The sequence below is a fragment of the Mesorhizobium sp. M0019 genome (assembly GCF_040323975.1).
In the GTDB taxonomy this organism is placed as follows: Bacteria; Pseudomonadota; Alphaproteobacteria; order Rhizobiales; family Rhizobiaceae; genus Mesorhizobium.
The window spans coordinates 39,954-63,326 of the sequence record NZ_JAMYVK010000041.1; the positions used below are offsets into that span (position 1 = coordinate 39,954).

General features: G+C 62.2%; 24 protein-coding genes and 2 pseudogenes. 15 read left to right on the forward strand and 11 right to left on the reverse strand.

The features are described 5' to 3' along the window. Positions 1 to 128: 128 nt before the first annotated feature. The 7 genes from NKK47_RS25420 to NKK47_RS25450 form a co-directional block, all read right to left on the reverse strand. Entirely contained in the window at positions 129 to 1,244 is a 1,116-nt protein-coding gene (locus tag NKK47_RS25420; protein WP_352578673.1) for an ABC transporter substrate-binding protein, read from the reverse strand. A 73-nt stretch (positions 1,245 to 1,317) separates the two neighbouring features. Then, a complete protein-coding gene (locus tag NKK47_RS25425; RefSeq protein WP_352578674.1) occupies positions 1,318 to 2,253 on the reverse strand; it encodes an SMP-30/gluconolactonase/LRE family protein in 936 nt (311 codons plus the stop codon). Between the two features lie 29 nt (positions 2,254 to 2,282). Next, positions 2,283 to 3,338: an ABC transporter permease gene (locus NKK47_RS25430; RefSeq protein WP_352578675.1), complete on the reverse strand. Its 1,056-nt coding sequence runs from the start codon at positions 3,336 to 3,338 to the stop codon at positions 2,283 to 2,285. A 19-nt stretch (positions 3,339 to 3,357) separates the two neighbouring features. Then, complete coding sequence (locus NKK47_RS25435) at positions 3,358 to 4,854, reverse strand: sugar ABC transporter ATP-binding protein (RefSeq protein WP_352578676.1); 1,497 nt, start codon at positions 4,852 to 4,854, stop codon at positions 3,358 to 3,360. An 82-nt stretch (positions 4,855 to 4,936) separates the two neighbouring features. Next, positions 4,937 to 5,821, reverse strand: a complete 885-nt coding sequence (locus NKK47_RS25440; protein ID WP_352578677.1) for an NAD(P)-dependent oxidoreductase — start codon at positions 5,819 to 5,821, stop codon at positions 4,937 to 4,939. Then, complete coding sequence (locus NKK47_RS25445) at positions 5,818 to 6,345, reverse strand: gluconokinase (RefSeq protein ID WP_352578699.1); 528 nt, start codon at positions 6,343 to 6,345, stop codon at positions 5,818 to 5,820. Before NKK47_RS25445 ends, NKK47_RS25440 begins: the two co-directional genes overlap by 4 nt. Positions 6,346 to 6,364: 19 nt before the next feature. After that, positions 6,365 to 7,177: an SDR family oxidoreductase gene (locus NKK47_RS25450; RefSeq protein ID WP_352578700.1), complete on the reverse strand. Its 813-nt coding sequence runs from the start codon at positions 7,175 to 7,177 to the stop codon at positions 6,365 to 6,367. Positions 7,178 to 7,275: 98 nt separating this feature from the next. Between NKK47_RS25450 and NKK47_RS25455 the strand changes: the two genes are divergently transcribed. Further along, a complete protein-coding gene (locus NKK47_RS25455) occupies positions 7,276 to 8,196 on the forward strand; it encodes a 2-hydroxyacid dehydrogenase (protein WP_352578701.1) in 921 nt (306 codons plus the stop codon). Between the two features lie 14 nt (positions 8,197 to 8,210). Then, entirely contained in the window at positions 8,211 to 9,242 is a 1,032-nt protein-coding gene (locus NKK47_RS25460; RefSeq protein ID WP_352578678.1) for an L-idonate 5-dehydrogenase, read from the forward strand. A 40-nt stretch (positions 9,243 to 9,282) separates the two neighbouring features. Here the strand turns inward: NKK47_RS25460 and NKK47_RS25465 are convergent. Together NKK47_RS25465 and NKK47_RS25470 are read right to left on the reverse strand one after the other, a co-directional pair. Further along, positions 9,283 to 9,611, reverse strand: a pseudogene (locus tag NKK47_RS25465) (heme-binding protein). Positions 9,612 to 9,733: 122 nt separating this feature from the next. Continuing rightward, positions 9,734 to 10,726: a LacI family DNA-binding transcriptional regulator gene (locus NKK47_RS25470; protein ID WP_352578702.1), complete on the reverse strand. Its 993-nt coding sequence runs from the start codon at positions 10,724 to 10,726 to the stop codon at positions 9,734 to 9,736. Between the two features lie 333 nt (positions 10,727 to 11,059). Between NKK47_RS25470 and NKK47_RS25475 the strand changes: the two genes are divergently transcribed. Next, complete coding sequence (locus NKK47_RS25475) at positions 11,060 to 11,509, forward strand: hypothetical protein (RefSeq protein ID WP_352578679.1); 450 nt, start codon at positions 11,060 to 11,062, stop codon at positions 11,507 to 11,509. Between the two features lie 427 nt (positions 11,510 to 11,936). Here NKK47_RS25475 and NKK47_RS25480 read toward each other — a convergent pair whose 3' ends face one another. Then, positions 11,937 to 12,500, reverse strand: a complete 564-nt coding sequence (locus tag NKK47_RS25480) for an SDR family oxidoreductase (protein WP_352578680.1) — start codon at positions 12,498 to 12,500, stop codon at positions 11,937 to 11,939. A gap of 106 nt (positions 12,501 to 12,606) precedes the next feature. Between NKK47_RS25480 and NKK47_RS25485 the strand changes: the two genes are divergently transcribed. The 4 genes from NKK47_RS25485 to NKK47_RS25500 all read left to right on the forward strand — a co-directional run bounded on the left by NKK47_RS25485 (position 12,607) and on the right by NKK47_RS25500 (position 15,856). Further along, positions 12,607 to 13,266, forward strand: coding sequence for a GntR family transcriptional regulator (locus NKK47_RS25485; protein WP_352578681.1), 660 nt, complete (start codon positions 12,607 to 12,609; stop codon positions 13,264 to 13,266). A gap of 132 nt (positions 13,267 to 13,398) precedes the next feature. Continuing rightward, the gene (locus NKK47_RS25490) at positions 13,399 to 13,935 is read left to right on the forward strand and encodes a flavin reductase family protein (RefSeq protein WP_352578682.1); all 537 of its coding nucleotides are present in this window, start codon (positions 13,399 to 13,401) and stop codon (positions 13,933 to 13,935) included. A 32-nt stretch (positions 13,936 to 13,967) separates the two neighbouring features. Then, the gene (locus NKK47_RS25495; RefSeq protein WP_352578683.1) at positions 13,968 to 15,455 is read left to right on the forward strand and encodes a 4-hydroxyphenylacetate 3-hydroxylase family protein; all 1,488 of its coding nucleotides are present in this window, start codon (positions 13,968 to 13,970) and stop codon (positions 15,453 to 15,455) included. Between the two features lie 8 nt (positions 15,456 to 15,463). Further along, positions 15,464 to 15,856 (forward strand): cupin, encoded by a 393-nt coding sequence (locus tag NKK47_RS25500; protein WP_352578684.1) that lies wholly within the window; start codon positions 15,464 to 15,466, stop codon positions 15,854 to 15,856. Positions 15,857 to 16,229: 373 nt separating this feature from the next. Here NKK47_RS25500 and NKK47_RS25505 read toward each other — a convergent pair whose 3' ends face one another. After that, positions 16,230 to 17,330, reverse strand: a complete 1,101-nt coding sequence (locus tag NKK47_RS25505; protein WP_352578685.1) for a flavodoxin family protein — start codon at positions 17,328 to 17,330, stop codon at positions 16,230 to 16,232. 358 nt (positions 17,331 to 17,688) lie between these two features. Here NKK47_RS25505 and NKK47_RS25510 point away from each other — a divergent pair, with 358 nt between their 5' ends. From NKK47_RS25510 to NKK47_RS25545, 8 genes and pseudogenes are all read left to right on the forward strand, one after another. Then, entirely contained in the window at positions 17,689 to 17,880 is a 192-nt protein-coding gene (locus tag NKK47_RS25510) for a hypothetical protein (protein WP_352578686.1), read from the forward strand. Positions 17,881 to 18,690: 810 nt separating this feature from the next. Further along, positions 18,691 to 19,188 carry a sigma-70 family RNA polymerase sigma factor gene (locus NKK47_RS25515; protein WP_352578687.1) on the forward strand — a complete coding sequence of 166 codons (498 nt, stop codon included), beginning with the start codon at positions 18,691 to 18,693 and terminating at the stop codon, positions 19,186 to 19,188. Further along, a complete protein-coding gene (locus tag NKK47_RS25520) occupies positions 19,185 to 20,027 on the forward strand; it encodes an anti-sigma factor family protein (RefSeq protein WP_352578688.1) in 843 nt (280 codons plus the stop codon). Before NKK47_RS25515 ends, NKK47_RS25520 begins: the two co-directional genes overlap by 4 nt. A gap of 402 nt (positions 20,028 to 20,429) precedes the next feature. Next, entirely contained in the window at positions 20,430 to 20,675 is a 246-nt protein-coding gene (locus NKK47_RS25525) for a DUF680 domain-containing protein (RefSeq protein ID WP_352578689.1), read from the forward strand. A 49-nt stretch (positions 20,676 to 20,724) separates the two neighbouring features. Further along, positions 20,725 to 20,952 (forward strand): DUF680 domain-containing protein, encoded by a 228-nt coding sequence (locus tag NKK47_RS25530; RefSeq protein WP_352578690.1) that lies wholly within the window; start codon positions 20,725 to 20,727, stop codon positions 20,950 to 20,952. A 96-nt stretch (positions 20,953 to 21,048) separates the two neighbouring features. Then, a complete protein-coding gene (locus NKK47_RS25535) occupies positions 21,049 to 22,020 on the forward strand; it encodes an MBL fold metallo-hydrolase (protein ID WP_352578691.1) in 972 nt (323 codons plus the stop codon). 25 nt (positions 22,021 to 22,045) lie between these two features. Next, positions 22,046 to 22,525, forward strand: a complete 480-nt coding sequence (locus NKK47_RS25540) for a tetratricopeptide repeat protein (RefSeq protein WP_352578692.1) — start codon at positions 22,046 to 22,048, stop codon at positions 22,523 to 22,525. A 42-nt stretch (positions 22,526 to 22,567) separates the two neighbouring features. Beyond that, positions 22,568 to 22,999: pseudogene (locus NKK47_RS25545) on the forward strand (DoxX family protein); the annotation flags it as partial. Positions 23,000 to 23,373 lie beyond the last annotated feature (374 nt).

Here is a 23,373-nt window from a genome sequence, read left to right on the forward strand (position 1 = left end):
ATTTCCTGGTTTCTGCGGTTAAGAAAGCTGTCGCCCGATGCGGAATGTCAAGGAACCGGACAATTCCGGATTTGCGGTTGGAATGACGGTGCGAGCGTATCACTTGAAGCGCCCGCACCGCTGCGCGCCTACTTGCCCCAGATCTTCTTATACTCGTCCCGGTAGCCATTGCCGGGATCGAATGCGTTCTTCGGCCCACCGTCGAACTCGACATTGTCGGCGGTCACGACATGCAGCGGCGACAAATAGCCCGACCATTTTTCGCCAGCGATGGCGCGGTTGAGCTCGTCGACCAATTGCCAGCCCTGCAAGTTGAGCGGTTCGGCGACCGTCACTTTCTGGAACTGGCCGGCGCGAATGCGCTGATAGGCCGATTCCGAACCGTCGCCGGCGGCGACATTGATCGGCGCGTCGGTGCCGGCTTTGCCGGCGGCGGCAAGCGAGGGTCCCATGAAGTCGAAATAGAGGTCGTTGATCGCCAGTGAATGCGTCCAGGCATCGCCGTACTTCTGCAGCAGCGAAGTGGTCAGCTGCGGCATGCGCTGCGAGGTCTCGGCGATCGGCGTGTCGACATATTCGAGCACCTTGCCGCCCAGCCGCTCGATCTCCGCCTTCATCTTGTCGGCTTTGGCGATGGCGATGGCGTAGGTCGAATCGGTGAAGATAACGACGCCGGGCTTGCCCTTGGCATCGGCGTAGGCCCAGTCGGCCGCGGCCGTGGAGACTTGCATGGCGTCCGTCGACACGTTGGCGAACACGCCGCTCTTTTCGTCGGGTCCGATCACCGGTCCGGCATGCCAGGAAACCAGCGGGATGCCGGCGGCCTTCGCCTGTTCCAGCGCCGGCGCCTGCTCGACCGCGTCAAAGCCGTTGATGACGATGCCATTCGGCTTCAACGCCATGGCCTGGCCGAAGGCAGCGGTGCGGCCGCCAATGGAGCCGGCGCCGTCAATCACCTTGACCTCCCAGCCGATCGCCTTGGCCGCTTCCTCGACGCCGTTGGTAACGCCCAGAATGCCACCGTTCTTGAGGTCGCCGGCGAGCACGACGATCGTCTTGCCTTGCTGCGCCTTCGGACCGGTGGTCGGGCCATCCCAGCCCGTGACCTTCTGCGCATATTTCTGGACGACCGCCATGGCGTCGGCCATCGCGTCCGCCCGAGCCTGGCCGGCCAACAGGGCCGGAGCAGCGATCGCGATCGCCATCAAGGCGACGGATGATTTCAGGAATGTTCTGCGTTGCATGTTGATACCTCCCTTGGTTTCAAGAATTTGCATGGTCTTTCAAACGCGGCTTTCGATTGGAGTTGGCGACATGTTACCGGCTGATGTCGCCCGCCACCGGACCAGCGCCGGCCGGATGAGCATTGACGTAGATGGCGTAGAGGGATGTCTGCGCGGTGATGTAGAGGCGGTTGCGCCTGGGACCGCCGAAACAGACATTGGAAACGAGCTCGGGAACCAGGATACGGCCGATCAGGGTTCCGTCCGGTGCATGGACGCGCACCGAGTCGGCGCTGGAGGCCCAGATGTTGCCGTCGCGATCGACGCGAAAACCGTCGAAGAGGCCTGCCCCGCATTCGGCGAAGATGCCGCCTGCACGCGCCGACCGGCCGTCGGCGGCAAGGTCATAGGCCCTGATCGCGCGCGGTAGGCCGGGCACATGGCTGGCGCCGCTGTCCGAGACATAGAGCATCGTCTCGTCGGGCGAAAAAGCCAGGCCGTTCGGCTGCACCATGTCGGTGACAACGGCGCTCACCTCACCCGAAAGCTCGTCAAACCGGTAGACATGGGAGCCGCCGATCTCCGCTCTGGCGATCTTGCCTTCGTAGTGGCTTTCGATGCCGTAGATCGGGTCGGTGAACCAGATCGTGCCGTCGGATTTGACCACCACGTCATTGGGTGAATTGAACCGCTTGCCTGCAACGGTTTCGACAAGCGTCTGCCAACGCCCGTCATGCTCGAGCCGGGAGACACGGCGCCCGCCATGCTCGCAAGCAACGACGCGGCCTTCGCGGTCGAGTGTGTGGCCGTTCTGGTTGTTGCAGTGCGTTTCGAAGACACTTACCGAGCCGTCGCCTTCGTCGTAGCGCAGCAGCCGATCGTTCGGGATGTCCGACCACAGCAAATGCCTTGCGGCCGGGACGTACACCGGTCCTTCCGCCCAACGGCTGCCGGTCCATAGCCGCTCGAGCTTGGCGTGACCGATCGTCAGCTTGCCGAACCGATCGTCGAGAACCTCGTAGTCGCTCATTCCGTGATCCACGGGTTTGGCTCGATTTGTCACTTCGAGGACTGCGCGACAGTCTTCGTCCTGTTTCTTTGCGCCGCGCCGCGCTTGCGCTGGGCATAGCCGGCAATGCCTATCGCGACGAGCAGCGTGACGCCGTTGAACAATGGCTCGACGAAGAACGAGCCGCCGAACTGCTGGATGCCGGAAATGCCGACCGCCAGGATGATTACGCCGGTCATCGTGCCCCAGACGTTGACACGTCCAGGCTTGATCGTGGTCGAGCCGAGAAAGGCGCCGACGAGAGCCGGCAGCAGATACTCCAGCCCGACGCTGGCTTGGCCAATGCGAAGCTTGGAGGCGAGCAGCACGCCTGTCAGCGCCGTCAGGAACCCCGAGGAGATGAACGCCCCAATGACGAAGCGGCGCACCGGAATGCCATTGAGAGCAGCCGCCTTCGGGTTGGCGCCGATGGCATAGACATAGCGGCCGATCGGCAGATATTCGAGAATGATCCACAGTGCGACAGCAATGCCCAGCACGTAGAGGCCGGTGATCGGCAGCCCGAACACCATCGTGCCGTTGAGCGCGTAGAAGCCGTTGGGCAACACGCCGACAACCTGCCGGCCGCCAGTGTGCCAAAGCGCCAAGGAATAGAGCACGGTGCCGGTGCCCAGCGTGGCGATGAAAGAGTCGATGCGGGCGACTTCGACCAGCAGGCCGTTGAGGAAGCCGGTCGCGGCGCCGAGAACCAGCACGATCATCACTGCCAGCGGCCACGGAATGCCGAACATGGTTTGCAGACTGATGGCCAGGATGTGCCACAGCACAATTCCGTAGCCGACGGTGAGGTCGATGCGTCCCGACGCCATCGGGATCATCGCCGCCAGCGACAACAGCGCAATAATCGCCTTGTCGGAGATGATCGAGCGCAGGTTAAGCAGCGTCGGGAACGTGTTCGGCAGCAGGATCGAGAACAAAAGGATCAGCAACACCGTCAGGATCACCAGCCCGTAGACCGGTAGCAGCCGGATGACCTTCTGCCCCATGGACAAATCAGCCATCTCGCCGCGGGTCGGTTCGAGGGCGCTGGATTCGATCGATTGCATGAGTTCGCTCCCAGAAAGATCAGGCGGCTTCGGAAGCCGATGCCGCGGTGATCACGGCGGATGTGGTGAGGTCCTTGCCAGTGAGTTCGCGAACAATCTGTCCTCGCGAAAACACCAAAGCGCGGTGGCAGATGTGGGCAATCTCCTCGAAATCGGTCGACACCACGACGACGGCGAGGTCGGCTTCAAGCGCGCGGCCGATCAGCCGGTAGATCTCAGCCTTGGCGCCGACATCGACGCCGGCAGTCGGATCCTCGGCGATCAGCAATGTACGGCCGGTGTGGAGCCAGCGCCCGACGACCACCTTTTGCTGGTTGCCGCCTGACAGCGCCTCTATCGGCAGGTTCGGATCGTTGGGGCGCAGCCCGACGGAACTGCCGATCGCCTGCGCCAGCGCAGCCTCCTTGTGAGGCGCAAGGAAGGAAAACAGGCCGCGCTTGCCGGCGCCGGGATTGAGGAAACTGTTCTCACGGATCGACAAGGATCCAGCGATTGATTCTTCGGTCCTGTCACGCGCGATCAGGCCGATGCCGGACGACATCGCCGCGATCGGGCTGGACAGGTCCGGCACAGCCCCGCGGATCGTCACCGTGCCGGAATAGGCCTGGCAGCCAAACAGCGCCCGGCCAACCAGTTCCTGCCCGGCGCCGCGTAGGCCGACCAGGCCGAGCAACTCACCCTTGCGAATGTCGAAAGACACCGGGCCGGCACCGGCACAGACAAGGTCGCGCACGGCGCAGATCGTCTCGCCGGCCTGCGTTTGAGCCTTGCTGAAAACCTGGCTGACCGGACGGCCGACGATCATCTCGACCAGTTCGTCCGGTTTTGTATCGGCGACCTTCTTCTGGCCGACCAGCCTCCCGTCGCGCAGCACGGCGACGCGATCGGCGATGCGGAAAATCTCATCCAGGCGATGCGAGACATAGATCATGCCGACGCCGTGCTGCTTGAGCGGACGGATGGCGTCGAACAGCCGCTCGACTTCGTCGGCGGGAAGACTGGCCGTCGGCTCGTCGAGCACCAGCACATCGGCCTCGGTAGCCAAGGCGCGAGCGATGGCGACCAGCGATTTTTCGGTGCGCGTCAGATCCTGAACGCGTGTCGTCGGATCGAAATCGCAGCCGACGAGCTTGAGAGCCTCCTGCGCCCTCGCCTCGGTCGATCGCCAGTCGATCAGGCCAGAGCGAAGCGAAAAGCCTTGGGCCAGGCCGACATTCTCGCCCACCGTCATCCATTCGATAAGACCGAGATCCTGGTGAATGAAGGCGACGGGCTGGCGCTGGTTCGGCCGCGGCGGGCGATGATGGTAGGGCTCGCCGCGAAACAGGATTTGGCCGCTATCCGGCCGATAGATGCCGGCGAGCGTCTTGATCAGCGTCGACTTGCCGGCGCCATTCTCGCCGAGCAGCGCCAGGATCTCGCCCTTGTGCAAATCAAGCGTCACGTCGGAGAGCGCGCGGGTGCCGCCGAACTCCTTGGTAATTGACTTGAACTCGATCAATTTTTCCTTGGCCACAATGCGTTCCTCCCAAGATCGCCAAATGATGTTATCGATAACATTTCTGGGCGTCAAGCAGTAAAGAAATAAGGCCCACGGATCAGCTGATCTTGCCGTCGAGCAGACGCATCATTTCGGCCGAATCCCTTGGCCCCAGTCCTGCGGTGCAGAGCAGGCGGTGGATCTCGACCACCTGCCCGGTCATTGGCATCGGCGTCTTGGTCTTGAGCGCGAAGGCCTGCAGCGAATCCAGGTCCTTCAGCATGTTGTCGATGCGGCCGGTGGCTGAAAAATCGCGGGCGGCAAACTTCGCCATGAACTCCTGCATGATGTTGGAATCGGCGCGTCCGCCCTTGAGCGCCGCCGGGATGGCTTTGGGATCCACGCCGCCGGCTTCAGCCAGTTTCACCGCCTCGGCGACGGCCTGGAACAGAACCGCGCAGAACAATTGGTTGATCAGCTTGGTTGTCTGCCCTGCCCCGCTTGGCCCCATCAGCGTATAGTTGGCGCAGAGATGCCGCATCACCGTGCGCGCCTGTTCGAAGTCTTCAGTCTCGCCACCCGCCATGACGGTCAGCCTGCCGGCTAGCGCGCCGGGAACGCCGCCCGAAAGCGGGCAGTCGAGCCATTTCATGCCGGTCTCGGCAGACAGCTTCCTGGCCATCTGCGCGGTGTCGACAGGATCGATCGAAGACATGTCGATCAGCAGCTTGTCGGGCGATGCCGCAGCAGCGACACCGGCATCGCCGAACACCACCGAACGCACGATATCGGCATGGTTGAGACTGAGAATGACGAAGTCGTTCGCTCGCGTTGCCTCGGCGACCGACGCGGCGGCAGCCGCACCGCTTGCAGTCAGCGCTGCAACCTTGACCTTGTCCAGATCGAACACCGTCACGGCTAACCCAGTCTCGATCAGGCGGGTGATGATCGCCGACCCCATGATGCCGGCGCCGACAACGGCGACTTTTGCTGGTTGCGTCATCTCAACGTGCCTTCTTCCTTGATCCTTACAGGGTCGACCCCAAGTGCCCCCAGACCCTGCAACACTCTATCGGCAATCGTGTCGACAGGCGCATCGATGTCCACTGTGACCACCAGCGGTTCGTCGCCTGGATGCTCCAGTGTGGCGAACTGGCTGTCGAGCAACGCCGGCGGAAAGAAATGGCCGCGGCGCTCGGCGAGCCTGGCTTGCAGCACCGCACGCGACCCGTCCAAGAACACGAAAAGCACTGGCCCGATAGCACCATGGCGAAGGCGATCGCGATAGGATTTCTTCAGCGCCGAGCAACTCGCGACGAGCCCGCGGCCCTCCTCGCACGCCTGGCGCAGGGCTGCGCCGACCATATCCAGCCAGGGCCAACGATCCTCGTCGGCAAGCGGGATGCCCGCCGACATTTTTTCGACATTGCCACGCGGGTGCAGCGCGTCGCCTTCGACAAACGCGAGCCCTAGACGAGCCGCGATCGCGACGCCAATGCTGGTCTTGCCGCAGCCGCTGACACCCATCACGACGATGGGCCAGGACTCAGAGGCAGGTTGTGATGCCGCCATCGACATAGAGCGTGTGTCCATTGACAAAGGATGAGGCCGGTCCAGCCAGAAAGATCGCCGCGCCGACCAGTTCGCCGACATCGCCCCAACGACCCGCCGGTGTGCGGTTGGTCAGCCAGGCTGAAAACTCGGGATTGTCTACCAGCGCCTGGTTGAGCGGCGTCTTGAAGTAACCCGGCGCGATGGAATTGACCTGCAAGCCATGCTTCGCCCAATCGGCACACATGCCGCGCGTCAGGTTGCGCACAGCGCCTTTCGTGGCCGTATAGGGCGCGATGTTCGTCCGTGCCAGTTCGCTCTGCACCGAGGCGATATTGATGATCTTGCCGCGCCGCCGCGGGATCATGTGCCGCGCCACCGCTTGTCCCACGAAGAACACGCTGGAGATGTTGGTGCGCAAGAGTTCCTCCCATTTGTCAGCGGGGAAATCCTCGAGCGGCATTCGGAACTGCATGCCGGCATTGTTGATAAGGATATCGATGGCGCCGATCGTCGCCTCGATCTCCGCGACGCCGTTCGCCACCGCTGCATGATCGGTGACGTCGAAGACGGCGCTATGGACCTTGTATCCCTTCGCTGTCAGTGCATCCGCAGCCGTTCTCATTTTTTCGGCACTGCGTCCGTTGAGCACAATTTCGGCGCCGTGCTGTGCCAACCCCTCGGCCAGCGCCAGGCCGATCCCCTGTCCCGAACCGGTGACCAGCGCCCGCATGCCGGTCAAATCAAACAACGAACTGCCCAAATGCTCCTCCTGAGCAATGTTTGCTGAAGCGGCCACGATTTCCATCATGCCGCCGCCAGTCGCTATTGACATGAATGTTATCGATAACATAGTCAATGGAAAAATGAATCCGCATAGGAGACGACGCCGTGACCGACATTTTGATGACAGGCCCCTATCCGGATTGGGACATGGGAGATCTTGAGGCGAAATATCGCGTCCATAAACTTTGGCAGTCCGAGGACAAGGACGCGTTGCTCTCAAGCCACGCCGGCGCGATCCGCGCCATCGCTACGCGCGGCGAGCTTGGCGCAAGTGCTGCGCTGATGGCAAAGCTGCCGCAGCTCGAAATCGTTTCCTGCTATGGCGTCGGCACCGACGCCATCGACCTTGCGTACGCCAGGGCGAACGGCATTCGTGTCACCAATACGCCTGATGTGCTGACCGAGGACGTCGCCGATATTGGCATCGGGCTGCTGCTCGCCGTGGCGCGTAAAATCCCGCAGGCCGACGCCTACGTACGCGATGGAAGCTGGCGCAAGGGCAATATGGGGCTGGTCACGCGTGTCTGTGGAAAAAGGCTGGGCATTGTCGGCATGGGCCGTGTCGGTGCGGCGGTGGCGAAGCGCGCCGCTGCATTCGACTGCACGATTTCCTATTTCGACAACCGCAAGCGTGACGATCTTCCTTATATGTTCGTCGGCGATCTGCTCGAACTGGCGCGCGACAGCGAATTTCTGATCGTAACGCTCGCCGGCGGCGAAAGCACGAAACACATGATTAATGAGTCGATCCTGGCAGCGCTCGGAGCAGACGGGATCGTTATAAACATTTCGCGCGGCAGCACGATCGACGAGACCGCGTTGCTCGCGGCCCTGGAATCCAGTGCCATAAACGGTGCCGGGCTCGACGTGTTCTGGAACGAGCCTACCATCGACGAGCGCTTCCTGAAGCTTACCAATGTCGTGCTGCAACCGCACCACGCCAGCGGCACGGTGGAGACCCGCAAGGCCATGGGTCAGCTCGTTCGCGACAATCTCGCGGCCCATTTCGGCGGACAGACCTTGCTGACACCGGTCGTCTGAGAAGGGATCACATCATGAAGTCGATCGTCATCCACGCCGCAAAAGACCTGCGGATCGAGGAGACCGATCCGGGCTCCCCTGGCGCCGGCCAGGTCGAGATCGCGGTCGAAGCTGGCGGCATCTGCGGCTCGGACCTGCATTATTACAACCATGGCGGCTTCGGCGCGATCCGCCTTCGTGAACCCATGATTCTTGGCCACGAGGTTGCGGGCACGGTGCGGGCCATCGGCGGCGGCGTTTCGACACTTGTTGTCGGCGATCGCGTCGCGATTTCGCCCAGCCGGCCCTGCAACGCCTGCCGCTGCTGCCTGCAAGGCATGCAGAACCAATGCCTCAACATGCGCTTCTACGGCAGCGCCATGCCGATGCCGCACATCCAGGGGGCGTTCCGCCAGCGCCTGGTCGCCGAGGCGTGGCAGTGCCACAGAATAGCCGACCACATCTCCATCAACGAAGCCGCTTTCGCCGAGCCTTTTGCGGTAACGCTGCATGCCATGAACCGCGCCGGCTCGCTGCTCGGCAAGCAGGTTCTGGTCACCGGCTGCGGGCCGATCGGCGCGCTTTGCATCCTCGCCGCACGAGCCCACGGCGCGCGCGAAATTGTCGCCACCGATGTCATGGACGGCGTGCTGGCAAAGGCCCTGGAGATCGGCGCCGACCGCACCATCAATGTCGCGACAGACAGCGAAAAGCTCGCCGCCTACAATGTCGACAAGGGTAGTTTCGACATCATGTTCGAGGCCTCCGGCAACGAACGCGCGGTACGTGCAGGGCTCGATGTCCTGAAGCCGCGCGGCGTGCTCGTGCAGCTCGGTCTCGGCGGCGATCTGTCGATCCCGCAGAACCTCATCGTCGCAAAAGAGATCGAGATGCGAGGCACTTTCCGTTTCCACGAGGAGTTTGCGCTCGCCGTCGACCTGATCAATCGGTGCCGGGTGGATGTCAAACCGCTACTGACGGGCATCTATCCTCTCGACGAGGCGGTCGCGGCTTTCGACATCGCTGGTGACCGAAACAAATCCATGAAGGTTCAGATCGCGTTCTGAAGATCCTTCGGTTGCGCTGGAGGCGCATCGGCACATCGCATTAAATCACGTCGGCGCCAACCGCCGCCAAGGCGGCGTGTGCCACATCGAAATCCTGCTCGCCAGTTCCCGAACCGACGCCGATGCCGCCCGCAAGGCGTCCGCCGAAGCGGATCGGCAAGCCCCGGGCAAATTGGTCACGCCGCCCTGCGAAGCGATACCGGCTGAGAGCGCCGCTTCGAACGCCATGCCGCCAATAGCGGCGTTTATTGACGCTGCGGTGCGCGCCTTCGCCTTACGCATGCTGAGGAACCGCGCGCCATCCATGCGCAGGCTGGCGAGGACTTCGCCACTCGCATCGACGACCACGAGACATTGCGGCACGCCCATCGTGACGGCGCGCGCTGCTCCGGCTGCAACGGCTTTCAAAGCACCGTCATGCGTGAGGGTGATGGTCTCGCGAAACATCGCCACTGGGCTGCCCTTCGCTGCGTTTGAATCGATGCGGGAACTCAGGTGCTTTCGCGCTCGACTACCCGATAGCCGGTGAGCACGATTTCCTGTCCATGCTTCTTCTCGCCGCCGCGGATGATCTGGATAAGCCTGCGGGCGGCCTGTCGCCCGATCCCGTAGCAGTCGACGTTCACGGTTGTGATGCCGGGGTGGCAAAAGGCGGCTACCTCGTAGTCGCCGAAGCCGGCAATGGCGATGTCCTGCGGGATCCGCATGCCCCGGCGCTTGCATTCCATCAGTGCGCCGAAGGCCGAAAGATCCGAAACGCAGAGTACGGCTTGCGTGTCCGGCCAACGCTCCAGCATGCTGACGACGGCCTGGCCGCCCTGCTCGATGGATATCGGCGGCACGCCAAAGGAAACGAGGCGCTCGGTCGGCAGGCCGAGCTCCTCGATGGCTCTGACGAAGCCTTCGCGCCGCTGGCTGCCGCGCGTGTCGCGCGAGGTCGTACCACCGATGTAACCGAATTTTCGGTAACCCTTCCTGGCGAGCGTCTTGACGAGAAGCCCCATCGCCTCCTCGTTAGAGAACCCAACCACTTGATCGATCGGCTTTACCGGCAACTCCCAAGTTTCGATCACTGGAATGCCGGCGCTTTTCAAAAGGCGGCGGGCGCGATCCGTGTGAGCGCCGCCCGTCAGGATGATGCCTTCCGGCCGCCGGCGGAACATCGCCTCGATCAGCTTTTCCTCCTTCTCGACCGTGTAGTCGGTGTAGCCGAGCAGAAGTTGCAGCCCCGTGCTTTCAAGCTCGTCGGTAATGCCGCGGGCGGTGTCGGCGAAGTTGGAATTGTTGATCGACGGGACGATAGCCGCAACGAACCCTGTCTTGCGCGAGGACAGGCTGCCGGCTGACTGGTCAAGCACGTAACCCAGGTCGTTGACCGCAGCCATGATCTTTTCCCGCGTCGCCTTGGAAACGAGGCTGCCCTCTTTCAGGGCGCGTGAAACCGTCATGGTGGACACACCTGCCCGCAGCGCCACGTCAACCATAGTCGGGGTGTAGCTCTCGCTCGGTCTCGATGAGGCTGCCTTGGCCATCACGCTTCTGCGCCAGCCGTGGCAAGCGGCCCACCCTTCGCCGCAAGGAGTATCTGGTTTCCGGCCTTGTTCATTAGCCCGCCTCGCGAAATCAAAATCGGATGATTTGTGTTATCGATATCATTTCTTTGTGACAACGGCCATAACCTAGATTCAGTAAAACTGAAGGATCCCATCTGATCACGCAGCAGGCGGATTTGGCGCCTCTATGATGATGATAGCGCCGAGGGCGCGTCAGAAGTCGGTTATGCCGGCTTTCTGCAAGACCTGATCCGCGATGCCAATTTGCCGGTGCACCTGCACGTTGACGAATTGGGGCCGGGGACCGGCGATCCGTTGTCGCGTATGGAGATGGCGGTGTTGCGCCTGACGCTGCTCCAGAGGAAACGCAGTGCGCCCGCGGAACGCTTCGCGCTTTTGGATTTTGACCAAGCCGAGCGCGATCTGCAGCGCGCCGAGCGAACGCGCAAGCTCGCAGCCGACAACGGAATCACAATCCTGTGGCAACGACCCTGCTTTGAGGCGATGCTGCTGCGCCATCTGGAGGGCAAGGCGGCCAACCGTCCGCCCGATACGCCGGGAGCGGTTAAGGCGCTCGAAAAGGAATGGCCGGAATACAAAAAGCCCATGACGCGCGCCAATCTGGCGCGCCGGATTGATCGGGATGCCGTCCTGCGGGCGGCAGGTGCCGAGGCCGAACTGCAAGCCCTGCTCCGCTGTATCGGGGTGCTCTAGCGATCGGGATACGCGCGAGTTCCGCGCGCGGTATGGTCGCCGGCAGCGGTCAACCGGTGGCAACGGCAGCTTCACCACATGCACTCCCGAATCGGACATTCCGGAATCGGCCCCATTTGAATCCTTGTTGCGGCCGGACTGGATCACGCCGCATCTCGGCCGTAAAGATCCGCTTTGCCGTTTCCTGAAAGCTGACGTCGCAGGCGACCGCGGAGATCGTGGTGGCGCCACTTCCGGACTCTGCGAATGTTGGCGCGAAGGTCGCGTCTCGACACAATCTCGGACTTGCGCAGCAGGATCGATCGGCAGGCCAGAAAGGCTGGGCGTTCGAGAAGCCTTGCCCCACAAAGTGCTCTGCCTTGGCGCCCTCTCGCCACTACCGAGTTGGCGTGAGCCGCAGCTCGAGACCCATCGCTGGGCCGAGTTCTCACATGATGCTCATGCCGCCATCGATTAGCATTTCAGAACCGACCATGAAACGGCATTCGTCGGACGCCAGAAACACCACCGCATTGGCAATTTCCTCGGCGGTCCCAAAGCGGCCTGCCGGGACCATCCCGACGACAGCTTTCGCCCGAGTCTTCGTTTCCGCCGGACCCAGACCAAGCTTGTCGTTGAGCGGCGTGTCTATCGGGCCCGGGCTGATCACATTGGCGCGGATGCCGCGCCCTATCAGCTCACCGGAGAGCGTTCGCGCCAATGAAATCATTCCGGCTTTTGCCAACGAATAGACGTGCGTTCCAGCCATTCCCATATGTGCGTTGACGGAGCCGCTGAGAATGATGGATGCCGGATTCGAAAGGAGCGGGACCAAGGCCTTGACCAGGAAGTAAGGTCCTTTCAGATCGATGGCAACGCTCCGGTCAAAGGCCGCCTCGCTCCAGTCGGCAAGCGGACGCAAGTCAACGATGCCAGCGTTGACGAAGACAGCATCGAGCTTGCCGAATGCCGCTCCCAGCTGCCGTTGGCGCTCGGCGCAGCCAGGTTGCAAGTTGGCTTGAATTTCTAATCAACAACATGTATACATAGTGTCTATGAGTGAGCGGCATCAATCAGAACGCACTGCGACAGGGCAACGAAGCGATGCTGCGCAGGACGTGGTCTACCGCTGGCTGAAGCAGCATGTGCTCACCTTGCCCAGCCGCGAGGGCAAGTTCCTTACCGAGGCGGAAGTCTGTCGCGAGACGGGAACGTCGCGGACGCCGGTGCGCGAAGCTCTGTTGCGGCTCGAAGCCGACGGCTTCCTGCAGATCGTGCCGAAGAAGGGCGCCTATGTTCCGCCGATTACCGAGGCGGAGATCGAAGCGGTCATGCAGGCCCGGAGCCTGGTGGAGGAGTGGTGCGCGCGGCAGGCCGCCGGCTTCGGCAACATGCTTGCCGTGGAACTCGACAGGCTGGTCGCCCTCCAGATGGAGGTGCAGCACGACCCTGTTGCGTTCATTGAGCGCGATCGGGAATTTCATCGCACCATCGTGTGCGCCGCTGGCAATCCGGTGCTCGCCGACTTCTATGAGGGCCTGCGGGACCGCCAGTTGCGGATGGGCGTGCACGCCGTCACAATCTCCGGTGGGCGCGGTGACAGGGTGCTTGCCGAACATGCAGCGATCGTCGAGGGCATACGCCGCGGACAGCCCGAACAGGCGGCCGCAGCCGTTGCCCAGCATTTGGCGCGGACGCTGGTCGCCCTGCGGCTGCCGACGGCGGCAGGCTGGGGCGCGGTTGCAACCGGGCGCAGGCCGGCGGTGGCGGCGCAGTGAAAAAGGGGCCGCGGCGTTCGCATCGGCAATGCCGCCGAACAGTCGAAACACACAGTGGCGGCGGGCAGTTGGCCAGCGGAATTGGTGAATTGATTTTTGTGACCTAACAAATCGATGCCGAAAGGGCCGGGCATGATCATCGAAGGAGAAACCGCTTTCGACGTGCGCGCGTTCCGGCAGGCGCTTGGACAATTTCCGACCGGCGTCTGCGTCGTCACCTGTCTGGCCGACGGCGAGCAACTTGGCATGACGATAAGCTCGTTCAACTCGCTGTCTCTCGACCCGCCCCTCGTCCTTTTTAGCATTGACCGTCGTTCAGCCAGCCTGCCGCTCTGGGGGAACGCTGCCAGTTACACGGTCAACGTTCTCTCGGAAAACCAGAAGGACATTTCCAACCGCTTCGCCAAGCCGCTTTCCAACAAGTGGGAAGGCGTGCGGTTCGAGCAGGGCCGCTCCGGCGCCCCGGTGCTACCCGGCGTGGCGGCGCTGTTCGATTGCGAGCCGTGGGCCAGGCACGAAGCCGGGGACCACGTGCTGTTCATCGCCAGGGTGAAGCATTTCCGGTCCTTCGCCGACCGGCAGACGCTGGTTTTCAGCAAGGGGCGCTACGCATCACTGCAGCCAACGGAGTTCACGGCGCCGCTTTGGCCGCTCGACATCCATTATTGATTTCTTGGGCACTACTGATCGCGGAGGGTAAGATGATCAAGACCGGGGCGCAGCATATCGAGATGCTGAGGGATGGAAGGCAAGTCTACATCAATGGCCAGGGCGCCGGCGACGTCACCGCGCATCCAGCCTTCCGCCAGACCATCCGGTCGGTCGGCGCGCTCTACGATTTCCAGGCGCGACCGGACAACCGGGAGCTGATGACCTTCGAGGTTCCCGAAAGTGGCGGACAGCGGGCCAACCGCATCTGGCAGTTGCCGCGCAGCCATGCCGACCTTGTCGAGCGGCGCAAGGCGCTGGAAGCCTGGACGGAGCTTCATTATGGCTTTCTTGGCCGCGCGCCGGATCATGTCGCCTCCTGCATTTCCGGCATGTTCATGGGGATCGAGGTCTTCGAGGCTTATGACAAGGCGCGCGCCGCGGCGCTTGCTGACTATTACCGTTACGCCCGGGACAATGAGCTCTATCTCACCTATGTCATCATCAATCCGCAGGCCGACCGCTCGAAATCCGCGGGCGAGCAGCAGGACCGCTTTCTCACCGCCGGTGTCGTCGACCAGGACGCTGCAGGTCTGACGATCCGCGGCGCCAAGATGCTGGCGACCGGCGGCATCATGGCAAACGAGGTGTTCGTCACCTGCATCCAGCCGCTGCGGGAGGGCGACGAGTCCTATGCGATGTCTTTCGCCGTGCCGATGAATGCCGGCGGGCTGAAGATCCTGTCGCGCAAATCCTACGAGGAGAGCGCCGTCAGTGTCTTCGACAATCCACTCGCCAGCCGCTTCGACGAGAACGATGCCGTGCTCTACTTCGACGATGTGAAAGTTCCCTGGGACCGCGTCTTCATCAACCAGGACATCGCCATGTGCCAGCGGCAGTTCCATGCCACCCCGGCGCATGTGTTCCAGAATTATCAGGCACAGATCCGCCTGATGGTGAAGATGCGCTTTCTCGTCGGCATCGCCCGGCGCATCGCCGAGACCAATGGCGTCATCAACTTTCCGCAGGTGCGCGAGACGCTGGGAGCGCTGGCGGCGCAGAACACCATGGTCGACGCGCTGGTGCACGCCATGGAGGTGAAGGGCAGCATGCTTGGCGGCTATTTCGTGCCCGACGCACATACGCTCTATTCGGCTCAGGTGCTGACACAGCAGCTCTATGCCGGGGTGATTTTGGCCTTGCGCGAGTTGGCGGGCGGCGGACTGATCATGCTGCCGTCCTCCGTCCAGGATTTCGCCGATCCGGAGCTGCGCAGTCTGATTGAAAGGACGCAGCAATCGCCGGTCCTCTCGTCGGAGGGCCGGGTAAAATTCTTCAAGCTGGCCTGGGATGCGGTCGGGTCGGAGTTCGCCTCGCGCCACTTGCAATACGAGATGTTCTATGCAGGCGCCACCTTCGTGACCAAGGGGCACAGCTTCCGCACCTTCGACTGGGACCGCTGCACGCAGCTCGTCGATCACATGCTGGACAGCTATTCGCTGGAAGACGAGGTCGACCGTGCCGCTCTGGCTGCCGCTTGAGGTTTGCCATGCCGATCCGAAAGGAACATAAGGAATTTCACACGATCGACATGACCGGGGATGGCTGGCATTCGCCGCCTGGTTACCCGTCCGGCATCGAGCAGAAGATTCTTGCCGGCCGGCTCGACGAGGCAGGCAAGACCGGGAATCGGACGCGGCTGCTTCGGTTTGCACCAGGCGCCTATACGACGATGCCGTTCGTGCATGAATACTGGGAAGAAGTCTATCTCGTATCGGGAGATCTCATCGTTGGCGGAACTTCGGTCGAAGAGGCGTCTCTGAGTTTTGCCCCGAACACCTACGCCTGCCGGCCGCCTGGCGTCTATCACGGTCCCTTCCGGTCGCAGACCGGGTGCCTGCTGCTCGAACTACACTACTATGAGGCCCAACTTTTCGAATGATGTCCAGCGACCAAGCGGTCGACCCTTCGGTGTCGGTCAAGTCGCTGATCAAGGTCCTTCCACCCAGCACACTGCAGGTAGAGGCGGTTCACGATTTGACGGAATCGAAGGGGATTCCGGATTTGTTGGTTTTGTGATTGAACTAAACCGCTGCCGCGGTAGCTGATGCCAACGCAACCATTCTCATCTGGAGCTTCCAGGGACGGGTTTGACGGCCTTTTACTGAATGCTCTTCTGATATCTGCAGAAGGTTCTCTTGCTGCGGCCGGTTTTGGCGGTGTTCAACATGCGGAATCCACCTGCCCGGCGGATCGCGGTTTTTCTTCGAGGGAATGAGATAGTTCGGGCCCGGTTGTCCCGATTGCTGACCCGTTCACTTCTGCCGCGGTTGGGTGAGTTCCTGGCCCGCCGCGATGAGTTGCCCCGATCGCTTTGCGCGAACTCCGTCCAACAGAGTGCGCGCCGCATTCCTGACTTCCTCCTGGATGGCGTGGTCCGCATCGAGCTCATCATGGCTCGTTGCGTAGGGCTTCCAATATCCGATGTATCGGTCGAGCTCTGCCATTGCTCCCGCCGGACAGAGATGCATAAAGCAGAGCCAGTCGGAAATGGAGCGCCGGACGTTTTCCGCACCTTCGACATCGCCGTGGACGACCACGGAAAACAGCCGGCCTTCCAAATGGCGGGGATAATCCCAGCCGGAAAGCTCCAGCTCTTTCGCCTCTTTCGCGTCCTTGCCGTGCGTCCGGGTCGGGTCGGGATTGCCGCCATCGGCGCAGACCAGCCGGTCCATCATCAGCTTCAACGGCGACGAGGCCATATACCAGTTTACGGGCGTAATGATCATTATGCCATGGGCCGCCACCCACATTGGGTAGATGTCGTTCATCCAGTCTTGGGTCTGGCCGAGCGAATAGTTCGGATAACATGAGCACGGCCAATGGCACAGAGCCGGCGCCGTCGAGAAGCACGCTTTGCAGGGATGGATGTTGCGCCCGTATTCGGAGGCGAGCCGCGACAGATCGAGCAGCTCGACTTCCACCTCGCCAGCGGCCTCGATCACATCGCGTGCGATTTCGACAAGCCGCCAGGACTTCGACATCTCGCTTGGGCAGGTGTGCTCGGAGCGGGATGAGCAGTTAATCAGAAGGATGCGCGAAGGAAGGCTCTGGTCCTCATGCCGCTGCTGAGCGGCTCCGACGGCCTGATGAGCATTGTACCAGTCCACAGCCAAGTCGTAATCCGGTTCGGCGAATTCCGGACCAGCTTTGCGGGTGCGCGGACTTTTGCGCGAATGCTTGTAAGCGTCCCACGCCGCCTCCGTGACCTTGGTGAGCTCTCCCTCAAGTGAATCAAAGGCCGGGTCATGAAATTGCGAGCGGAAGCGGCGCTTGAATTCGTCTTCCCCAAGCCGCGGACTGGGCATGCCCTTCCGCGGTTCAGGGGCCTTTCCGGGCTTCATCCAATCGAACATCTGGAACCCTCAGTCGCGAAGGCACAACGCGCGGGATCACAGGAGCGTTCCGCGCCGGCGATATGCACCCGCTCGGAACTGCGAGCCGCCTACACAGTCCGCGGCTTTATGCGCGGCGCAGCTTGCGTGTGCGAAGGCCGCGCAATCCAGGGAATCAACAGGTCCGACAGGTCGGCTGGAACGATCAACGATCGATCTTCCTTTCTCAATAGAACACGAGAGACCCCTCCGATGCTTTCACTCCTCCGCGATGGGCGGGCTGTCGCGCTACTCCTTTCGGCGACGCTGACGGTCCTGTCCAACACGCTCATCAGCCCCTTCGCTCCCGGGCTTCAGGCGGCATTCGAAGGCCAACCCAATGCATCTGCTGGTCCGTCTTCTGGTCACCGCTCCGTCTCTCGTGGTTGCGATCCTTGCCCCTTTCGACGGCGCGCTGGCCGACCGCTTCGGGCGGCGGCGCCAGCTATGGGCCGGAAGCCGACTGGCTGGTTCTGATTTCCCGATGTGGCAGAGCAGACATTCATTTCGCACATCCATTGTCGCGATCTGACCCCAAGCGGTCACGGAAGTATTCGTAGGCTTACAAATTGGCCCTAGATTTTGACTTTCCCTAGCGTGAAGCAGGCTCAGACCACGCGATCGAGGCGTGGTAACGTCCCTGGAGCGTCACATGCGCGGGGAGAATTCATATCCCCGGTTAGCGGCGCGGTCGCCGCGTCGCCGCTGGCCCTGCGTGCCCCGCGACGGACCCTAGCCGTGCGTTTGCGGGGGAAGCGATTATCTCCGCCATTCAGGACCTTCGTGCGAGAAGCGACAGGCGCGAAGAAGCCTTGATTCCGGCGTCACGCCGGCCAATCACTTGCCGTGAAAAGATTTGCGGCATCCAGGAATAAAACGCCGCCTACCCTGGTCTTCCATGCATACGCTTCTGATTGACCTTGAAGGAACGCCACACTGCAAGCCCCCAAACTGACGAGCGCGGCGGCATCGGCCAATGCATTCCCGCCCCCCCTGAGGGCAATGGGTTTGCCGTCTGCGGCCGATTGGCTCCATGCCTGTCCACCGTGAGATGCCGCTCCCGTCGGGATCGAGAAAGTCCCGGCGCCGCAGGCGTAATCCTGATCGTGAATGCGGCAATGTTCGTCCTCCGGAATGCATGCGGCTGGATGCAACTTTGCGACCCGGTGTGTGATTGACACCGATGAGACATGTGGCTTCACATTCACCACAGCTGACCGGGTTCGCTGGCAAGGCGAAACCACCCTTGCCCTGTGAGCACACGAACTCGAGACGAGGCGCATATGACGGTGTACCCTTGCTGAGCAGCGATGCGCGGGCCGACCGCTTCGGCGAAGTAGTAATGCCTCATCTAGCCGACGCACTTTCGCTTGCCCGTTGGTTGACCGGCAATGCAACCGACGCCGAGGACGTCGTGCAGGACGCCTGCATGAAGGCACATGCGAGCATCACCACCTATGCCGGCGGTAATGCACGAGCCTGGCTGCTCACCATCGTTCGCAACTCGTGCTACACATGGCTGGCGCGCAATCGCCCGCGCAGCATCGTCTCGGTGGGCGACCTCGGCGATCTCGACGAGATGAGCGCCGCTCACGCAGTCGATCTACCCGATAGCGAAAACCCGGAGGCGAGCCTCATTGCCAAGGCCGACATATCGGCCCTGGAAGCGGCGATCGCCGCCCTGCCGCAGCCCTTTCGCGAGACGCTCGTGTTGCGCGACATTAATGGCCTTGCCTACCGCGATATCGCCGCCATGCTCGGCGTTCCGATCGGCACGGTGATGTCGCGGCTGGCGCGGGCGCGCGGGCTGCTGATTTCTGACCTTGGGAGGGCGCAATGAACGCGCACAAAGACGGATTGCCCGAGGACGCCGCAGGCATGAACCTGATGCTGCACGCGCTGGTCGATGGCGAACTTGACGCCGCCGCCGCAATGGCGGTCGAGCGGCGCATCGCCGCCGATCCCGGTCTGGCGGCGGAGCATGCCCGCATCGTTGCCTTGCAAGAGGTTGTAGGTTCACTTGCGAAGCCGCAAGTCAGCGACGCCTTCAGCGCGCGCATCGCAGCCATGGCCGCAGCCGGCAACATCGAGGTGCTGCGACCCAAAGCGCCGCCAGCACAAGCGAAGGCCGCTCGAACCAGGTGGTCGACGCGCAATTTCGGATCATTCGATTGGCGCGCCATGGCGGCGTCGATCATGATTAGCGCGGTGCTGGCAAGCGGCGCCACGCAATGGGCGATGCAGCCTGGTGCAACCGACAGCTTTGCCGGAGGGGTAGCCAGCGGCCACCAGCGCAGCCTGCTGGCGACGAGCCCGGTGGATGTCGTCTCGTCGGACCGGCACACGGTAAAGCCCTGGCTCGACGCAAGGCTCGGCCTTTCGCCACCGGCGCCAGATATGGCCAAGGACGGATTTGCGCTGATCGGCGGCAGGGTCGAGGTCATTGGCGGTCGAGCGGTGCCGGCACTGGTGTATCGCCACCGCGAACATCTGATCACCCTTGTCGCCGAGCCGCAAAATGCCGGTGCTGTGACCGACCCTGTCGATCTCTCGGAGGGCGGCTTTTCGCTGGTGCAATGGAGCGACGGAGCCTTCTCCTATTGGGCGATTTCCGACATGGAGCGGCCCGAGCTCGACGATTTCGTGGCGCGCTTCCGCGCCACCGTCGTGACCGGCTGATATTCGTCGTTCCGGACATCGGCAGTGACATCAAATGCGACGCCACCGCTAGCTGCAGACCTGCGTGCGCGTGGGCTGACGGGCCATGACGGCCGCATCGTGCCGACTTCGGACGCGACGCGCGTGCTCGCTTTGACCTATCGACTTGACCAAGGGGCAAGCCCGCACGCGGGCTCCCGAGCGCGCCCGTAATTCCCGCCACTCCTTCCTTTATTGGAGCTGCCGTCTCTCTGCTCGTGCAGCGTCGGCTGGCCCAGTTCCAGCCGGCCGCCATCCCTGATTTCGGGACTTCCAAAAGAATTTCGCGACAGCCGGGAATAAAGCGAAGCCCTCCCGGGTCTTGTTATCAGCGGGGCCAATTTCCTGGCACGCAACCAAGAAACGAAACAAGGACTTATCAAAATGACCAAGCTCGCTCTTAGCATGGCTGCCATGCTGCTTGCCTCAAGCGCTGCCTTTGCCGGCAGCGATCATGGTGCCAACAATTCCAACCAGCCGGTCGCTACTGTCGACACGAATGCCACTGCTTCCATTCCCTACACTCCGCGCCAGGACGGCGTCGACACCAAGGTGACGACCGGGCCGAGCCAGGGGTCGGTTCAGGACATCATCACCCGGCACAACAACGACGGCATCTGGGGTCGCTGAACGCGCCTCCGAACAACTCTTTCACCCACTCACAACAGGAACCATCGACATGAAAGAGATCGCCCTTACCGCTGCCGCCGTCCTCGTTGCCACTGGCACGGCCTTCGCCGGCAGCGACCACTACGACTCGGACACTTCCAGCCAGCCGGTCGCCAGCCATTCGGTTTCAAAAATCGATACATCGCACACCGGCTCGATCCGAAAGTCCGAAAAGGCACAGGGTGACGCCAATGCCAACGTGCCGGCTCAGTACGGCCAAGGCATCTGGGGCAATTGAGTTTCTCGGGCCAGGACCACAACAGGTCCGCAATCAGGACGGAGGGCCACGCCTGGCTCTCCGCCATCCCCTCACTGCTTCACACAGGAGATCACCATGTTCAACATGACACGTCGCACATTGCTTGGGTCCTCGGCCGCCGCTGCCGCTTTCGGCCTCGCTGGAAAGCTGGAATTTACCCGTCCCGCATTGGCCGAAACACCGGTAGAGCCGACCGTCGGCTTCTACAAATACAAGGTTGGCGATATCGAGATCACCGCCATCTATGACGGCATCTGGCGCAAGCCGCACGACCCCGCCTTCATCAAGGATGTCTCGGTCAATGACACCAAGGCAGCCTTGGCCAAGGCAGGTCTCACGACCGACTTCATGCCCATCCCGCTCACCGTCGTCGTCCTCAAGATGAACGGCAAGCTGATCATGATGGATGCCGGATCGGGCGTCGGCCAATGGCAGACCAATGCCACCCATCTGCCGGCCAACATGGCTGCCGCCGGCATCGACTACAAGACGATCGACACCATCATGATCTCGCATTTCCATCCCGACCACGTCTGGGGCCTGATGGAAAAGGGCACCAACGCGCCGGTCTTCCCGAACGCCGAGCTGATCGTCAACGCTACGGAATACAATTGGTGGACCGATCCCGGCCGGCTGGCAAAGCTGCCCGAGGGCCGCAAGCCGGCGGGCAAGCGCATCGCCGAAAACTTCCCGAAATGGAAGAACTGGAAGCTAGTCGAGGACGGTGCCGAAGTCGCGCCCGGCATCCAGATCATCGCGGCGCCCGGTCACACGCCCGGCCACTCCGTCTACCTGGCGAACTCTGGCAAGGAACAGATCATGATTTCGGCCGACACGATGTACGTGCCGGCGCTGCTGGCGCCGCATCCGGAGTGGCAAGGCAGCTACGACCAGGACGGGCCGACGGCGATCACCGCGCGCCACAAAGTGATCGATCGTGTGATTACCGACAATATCCGGATCTCGGGCTCGCACTTCCCGTTCCCGGGCACCGGCACCTTCGTCAAGGACGGCAGCGCCTACGGCTTCACCCCCGTGCAGATCTGAGCGAATCAGGAAAGCGAGAAAGACAATGAAACATTCCCTTTTCCGCAAGCACGCACTGTTCGGGCTGCTCGGCGCCGTTGCCGTGCTGACCGCGGTTCCGGTCGCCGTCACAGTGCCGGCCTATGCCGTGGACAACATCGGAGGCGACGACGCACCCGACCTCACCGCCGTCAAAGCCAAGATCGATGCCAAGGACTACCAAGGCGCGCTGGCGGATCTTCGCGACCTGGCGCAGGATACGCAGCAGGCCGACGTCTATAATCTGCTCGGCTTCACGCTCCGCAAGACCGGCGACTACACGACGGCGCTGACCTACTACACCAAAGCGCTCGAACTGAAGCCGGACCACAAGGCCGCGCGCGAATATCTCGGCGAGCTCTATGTCGAGACCGGCGACATGGCCAAGGCCAGGCAGCAGCTGGCCTCGCTGACGCAGCTCTGCCCGGCAGGCTGCGAGGAACGCGCGGACCTGCAAAAGGCCATCGACACCAAAGTGACCAAATGAAGTCAGGCAGGTGCCGCAAGGCGCCTGCTCTTTCCCCTTTGCCTGGAGCCAATCGTGACAACGACACAAACCGCCTCGAAACTACATCTCACCGACTTGACCCTGCTGGCGGGTCGCCTGCTGCTCTCATTGCTGTTCGTGCATGAAGGCCTGGAGCTGGCGACGCATTTCGCCGATGCAGCCAAGGCGATGACGGCGCTCGGCGTCAGCCTGCCGCTTCTGATAGCCACCATAGCGCTGCAGCTGGGAGCTGGCCTTTCGGTCGGCCTTGGTCTGCTGACGCGTCTGGGCGCGGTCGCGCTCGGACTGTTCTGTTTGGCAACGGCAGCTCTGTTCCACACCAATTTCGCTAACCAGAACGAATTGCTGCATTTTGAAAAGGATCTCGCCATAGCGGGCGGCATGTTCGTCCTGGCCATAGCCGGCGCCGGCGCGATATCTCTCGACAGGGTGCTGAACGGCCTCGTGAAGCGCCGGCAACACGACAGAGAGACGGTTGCGGCGCTCATAGCGGCCGGTAGCCCTCTCTCGGTGAGCGATATCAAGCTCCATTCTAAATCGGCCAACACGCCTGGTCTCATATCAACCGCCGCCCGCCCGATCGGCACCCCACAAACTGGCTCGGGTGACCCCTCATGGTGCAAGCCGCTCGTGGCGTGTCGTCCATCGAGGTCCGCTTATCGGCAACGGATAGAACCACCCCTACCGGCCGATTTGAGGCGCGAAGCGGTCATTCGCCATGCGATGGTCAGAGGTCCTTTTCGGTGAAGGTTTTTCGATGCGGGCCGCGGCGTGACGGTGGCGGCTGGGCCTGTGTCGGCCCGCGTTGAAAAACCTCCCAAGGAGGA

Excerpts from the sequence above, each read along its gene's own strand:
- NKK47_RS25420 (WP_352578673.1), bottom strand. The coding sequence starts at position 1,244 with ATGCAACGCAGAACATTCCTGAAATCATCCGTCGCCTTGATGGCGATC.
- NKK47_RS25425 (WP_352578674.1), bottom strand. The coding sequence starts at position 2,253 with ATGAGCGACTACGAGGTTCTCGACGATCGGTTCGGCAAGCTGACGATC.
- NKK47_RS25430 (WP_352578675.1), bottom strand. The coding sequence starts at position 3,338 with ATGCAATCGATCGAATCCAGCGCCCTCGAACCGACCCGCGGCGAGATG.
- NKK47_RS25440 (WP_352578677.1), bottom strand. The coding sequence starts at position 5,821 with ATGACGCAACCAGCAAAAGTCGCCGTTGTCGGCGCCGGCATCATGGGG.
- NKK47_RS25445 (WP_352578699.1), bottom strand. The coding sequence starts at position 6,345 with ATGGGTGTCAGCGGCTGCGGCAAGACCAGCATTGGCGTCGCGATCGCG.
- NKK47_RS25450 (WP_352578700.1), bottom strand. The coding sequence starts at position 7,177 with ATGGAAATCGTGGCCGCTTCAGCAAACATTGCTCAGGAGGAGCATTTG.
- NKK47_RS25455 (WP_352578701.1), top strand. The coding sequence starts at position 7,276 with ATGACAGGCCCCTATCCGGATTGGGACATGGGAGATCTTGAGGCGAAA.
- NKK47_RS25460 (WP_352578678.1), top strand. The coding sequence starts at position 8,211 with ATGAAGTCGATCGTCATCCACGCCGCAAAAGACCTGCGGATCGAGGAG.
- NKK47_RS25470 (WP_352578702.1), bottom strand. The coding sequence starts at position 10,726 with ATGGTTGACGTGGCGCTGCGGGCAGGTGTGTCCACCATGACGGTTTCA.
- NKK47_RS25490 (WP_352578682.1), top strand. The coding sequence starts at position 13,399 with ATGATCATCGAAGGAGAAACCGCTTTCGACGTGCGCGCGTTCCGGCAG.
- NKK47_RS25495 (WP_352578683.1), top strand. The coding sequence starts at position 13,968 with ATGATCAAGACCGGGGCGCAGCATATCGAGATGCTGAGGGATGGAAGG.
- NKK47_RS25500 (WP_352578684.1), top strand. The coding sequence starts at position 15,464 with ATGCCGATCCGAAAGGAACATAAGGAATTTCACACGATCGACATGACC.
- NKK47_RS25505 (WP_352578685.1), bottom strand. The coding sequence starts at position 17,330 with ATGTTCGATTGGATGAAGCCCGGAAAGGCCCCTGAACCGCGGAAGGGC.
- NKK47_RS25510 (WP_352578686.1), top strand. The coding sequence starts at position 17,689 with ATGCATCTGCTGGTCCGTCTTCTGGTCACCGCTCCGTCTCTCGTGGTT.
- NKK47_RS25515 (WP_352578687.1), top strand. The coding sequence starts at position 18,691 with ATGCCTCATCTAGCCGACGCACTTTCGCTTGCCCGTTGGTTGACCGGC.
- NKK47_RS25520 (WP_352578688.1), top strand. The coding sequence starts at position 19,185 with ATGAACGCGCACAAAGACGGATTGCCCGAGGACGCCGCAGGCATGAAC.
- NKK47_RS25525 (WP_352578689.1), top strand. The coding sequence starts at position 20,430 with ATGACCAAGCTCGCTCTTAGCATGGCTGCCATGCTGCTTGCCTCAAGC.
- NKK47_RS25530 (WP_352578690.1), top strand. The coding sequence starts at position 20,725 with ATGAAAGAGATCGCCCTTACCGCTGCCGCCGTCCTCGTTGCCACTGGC.
- NKK47_RS25535 (WP_352578691.1), top strand. The coding sequence starts at position 21,049 with ATGTTCAACATGACACGTCGCACATTGCTTGGGTCCTCGGCCGCCGCT.
- NKK47_RS25540 (WP_352578692.1), top strand. The coding sequence starts at position 22,046 with ATGAAACATTCCCTTTTCCGCAAGCACGCACTGTTCGGGCTGCTCGGC.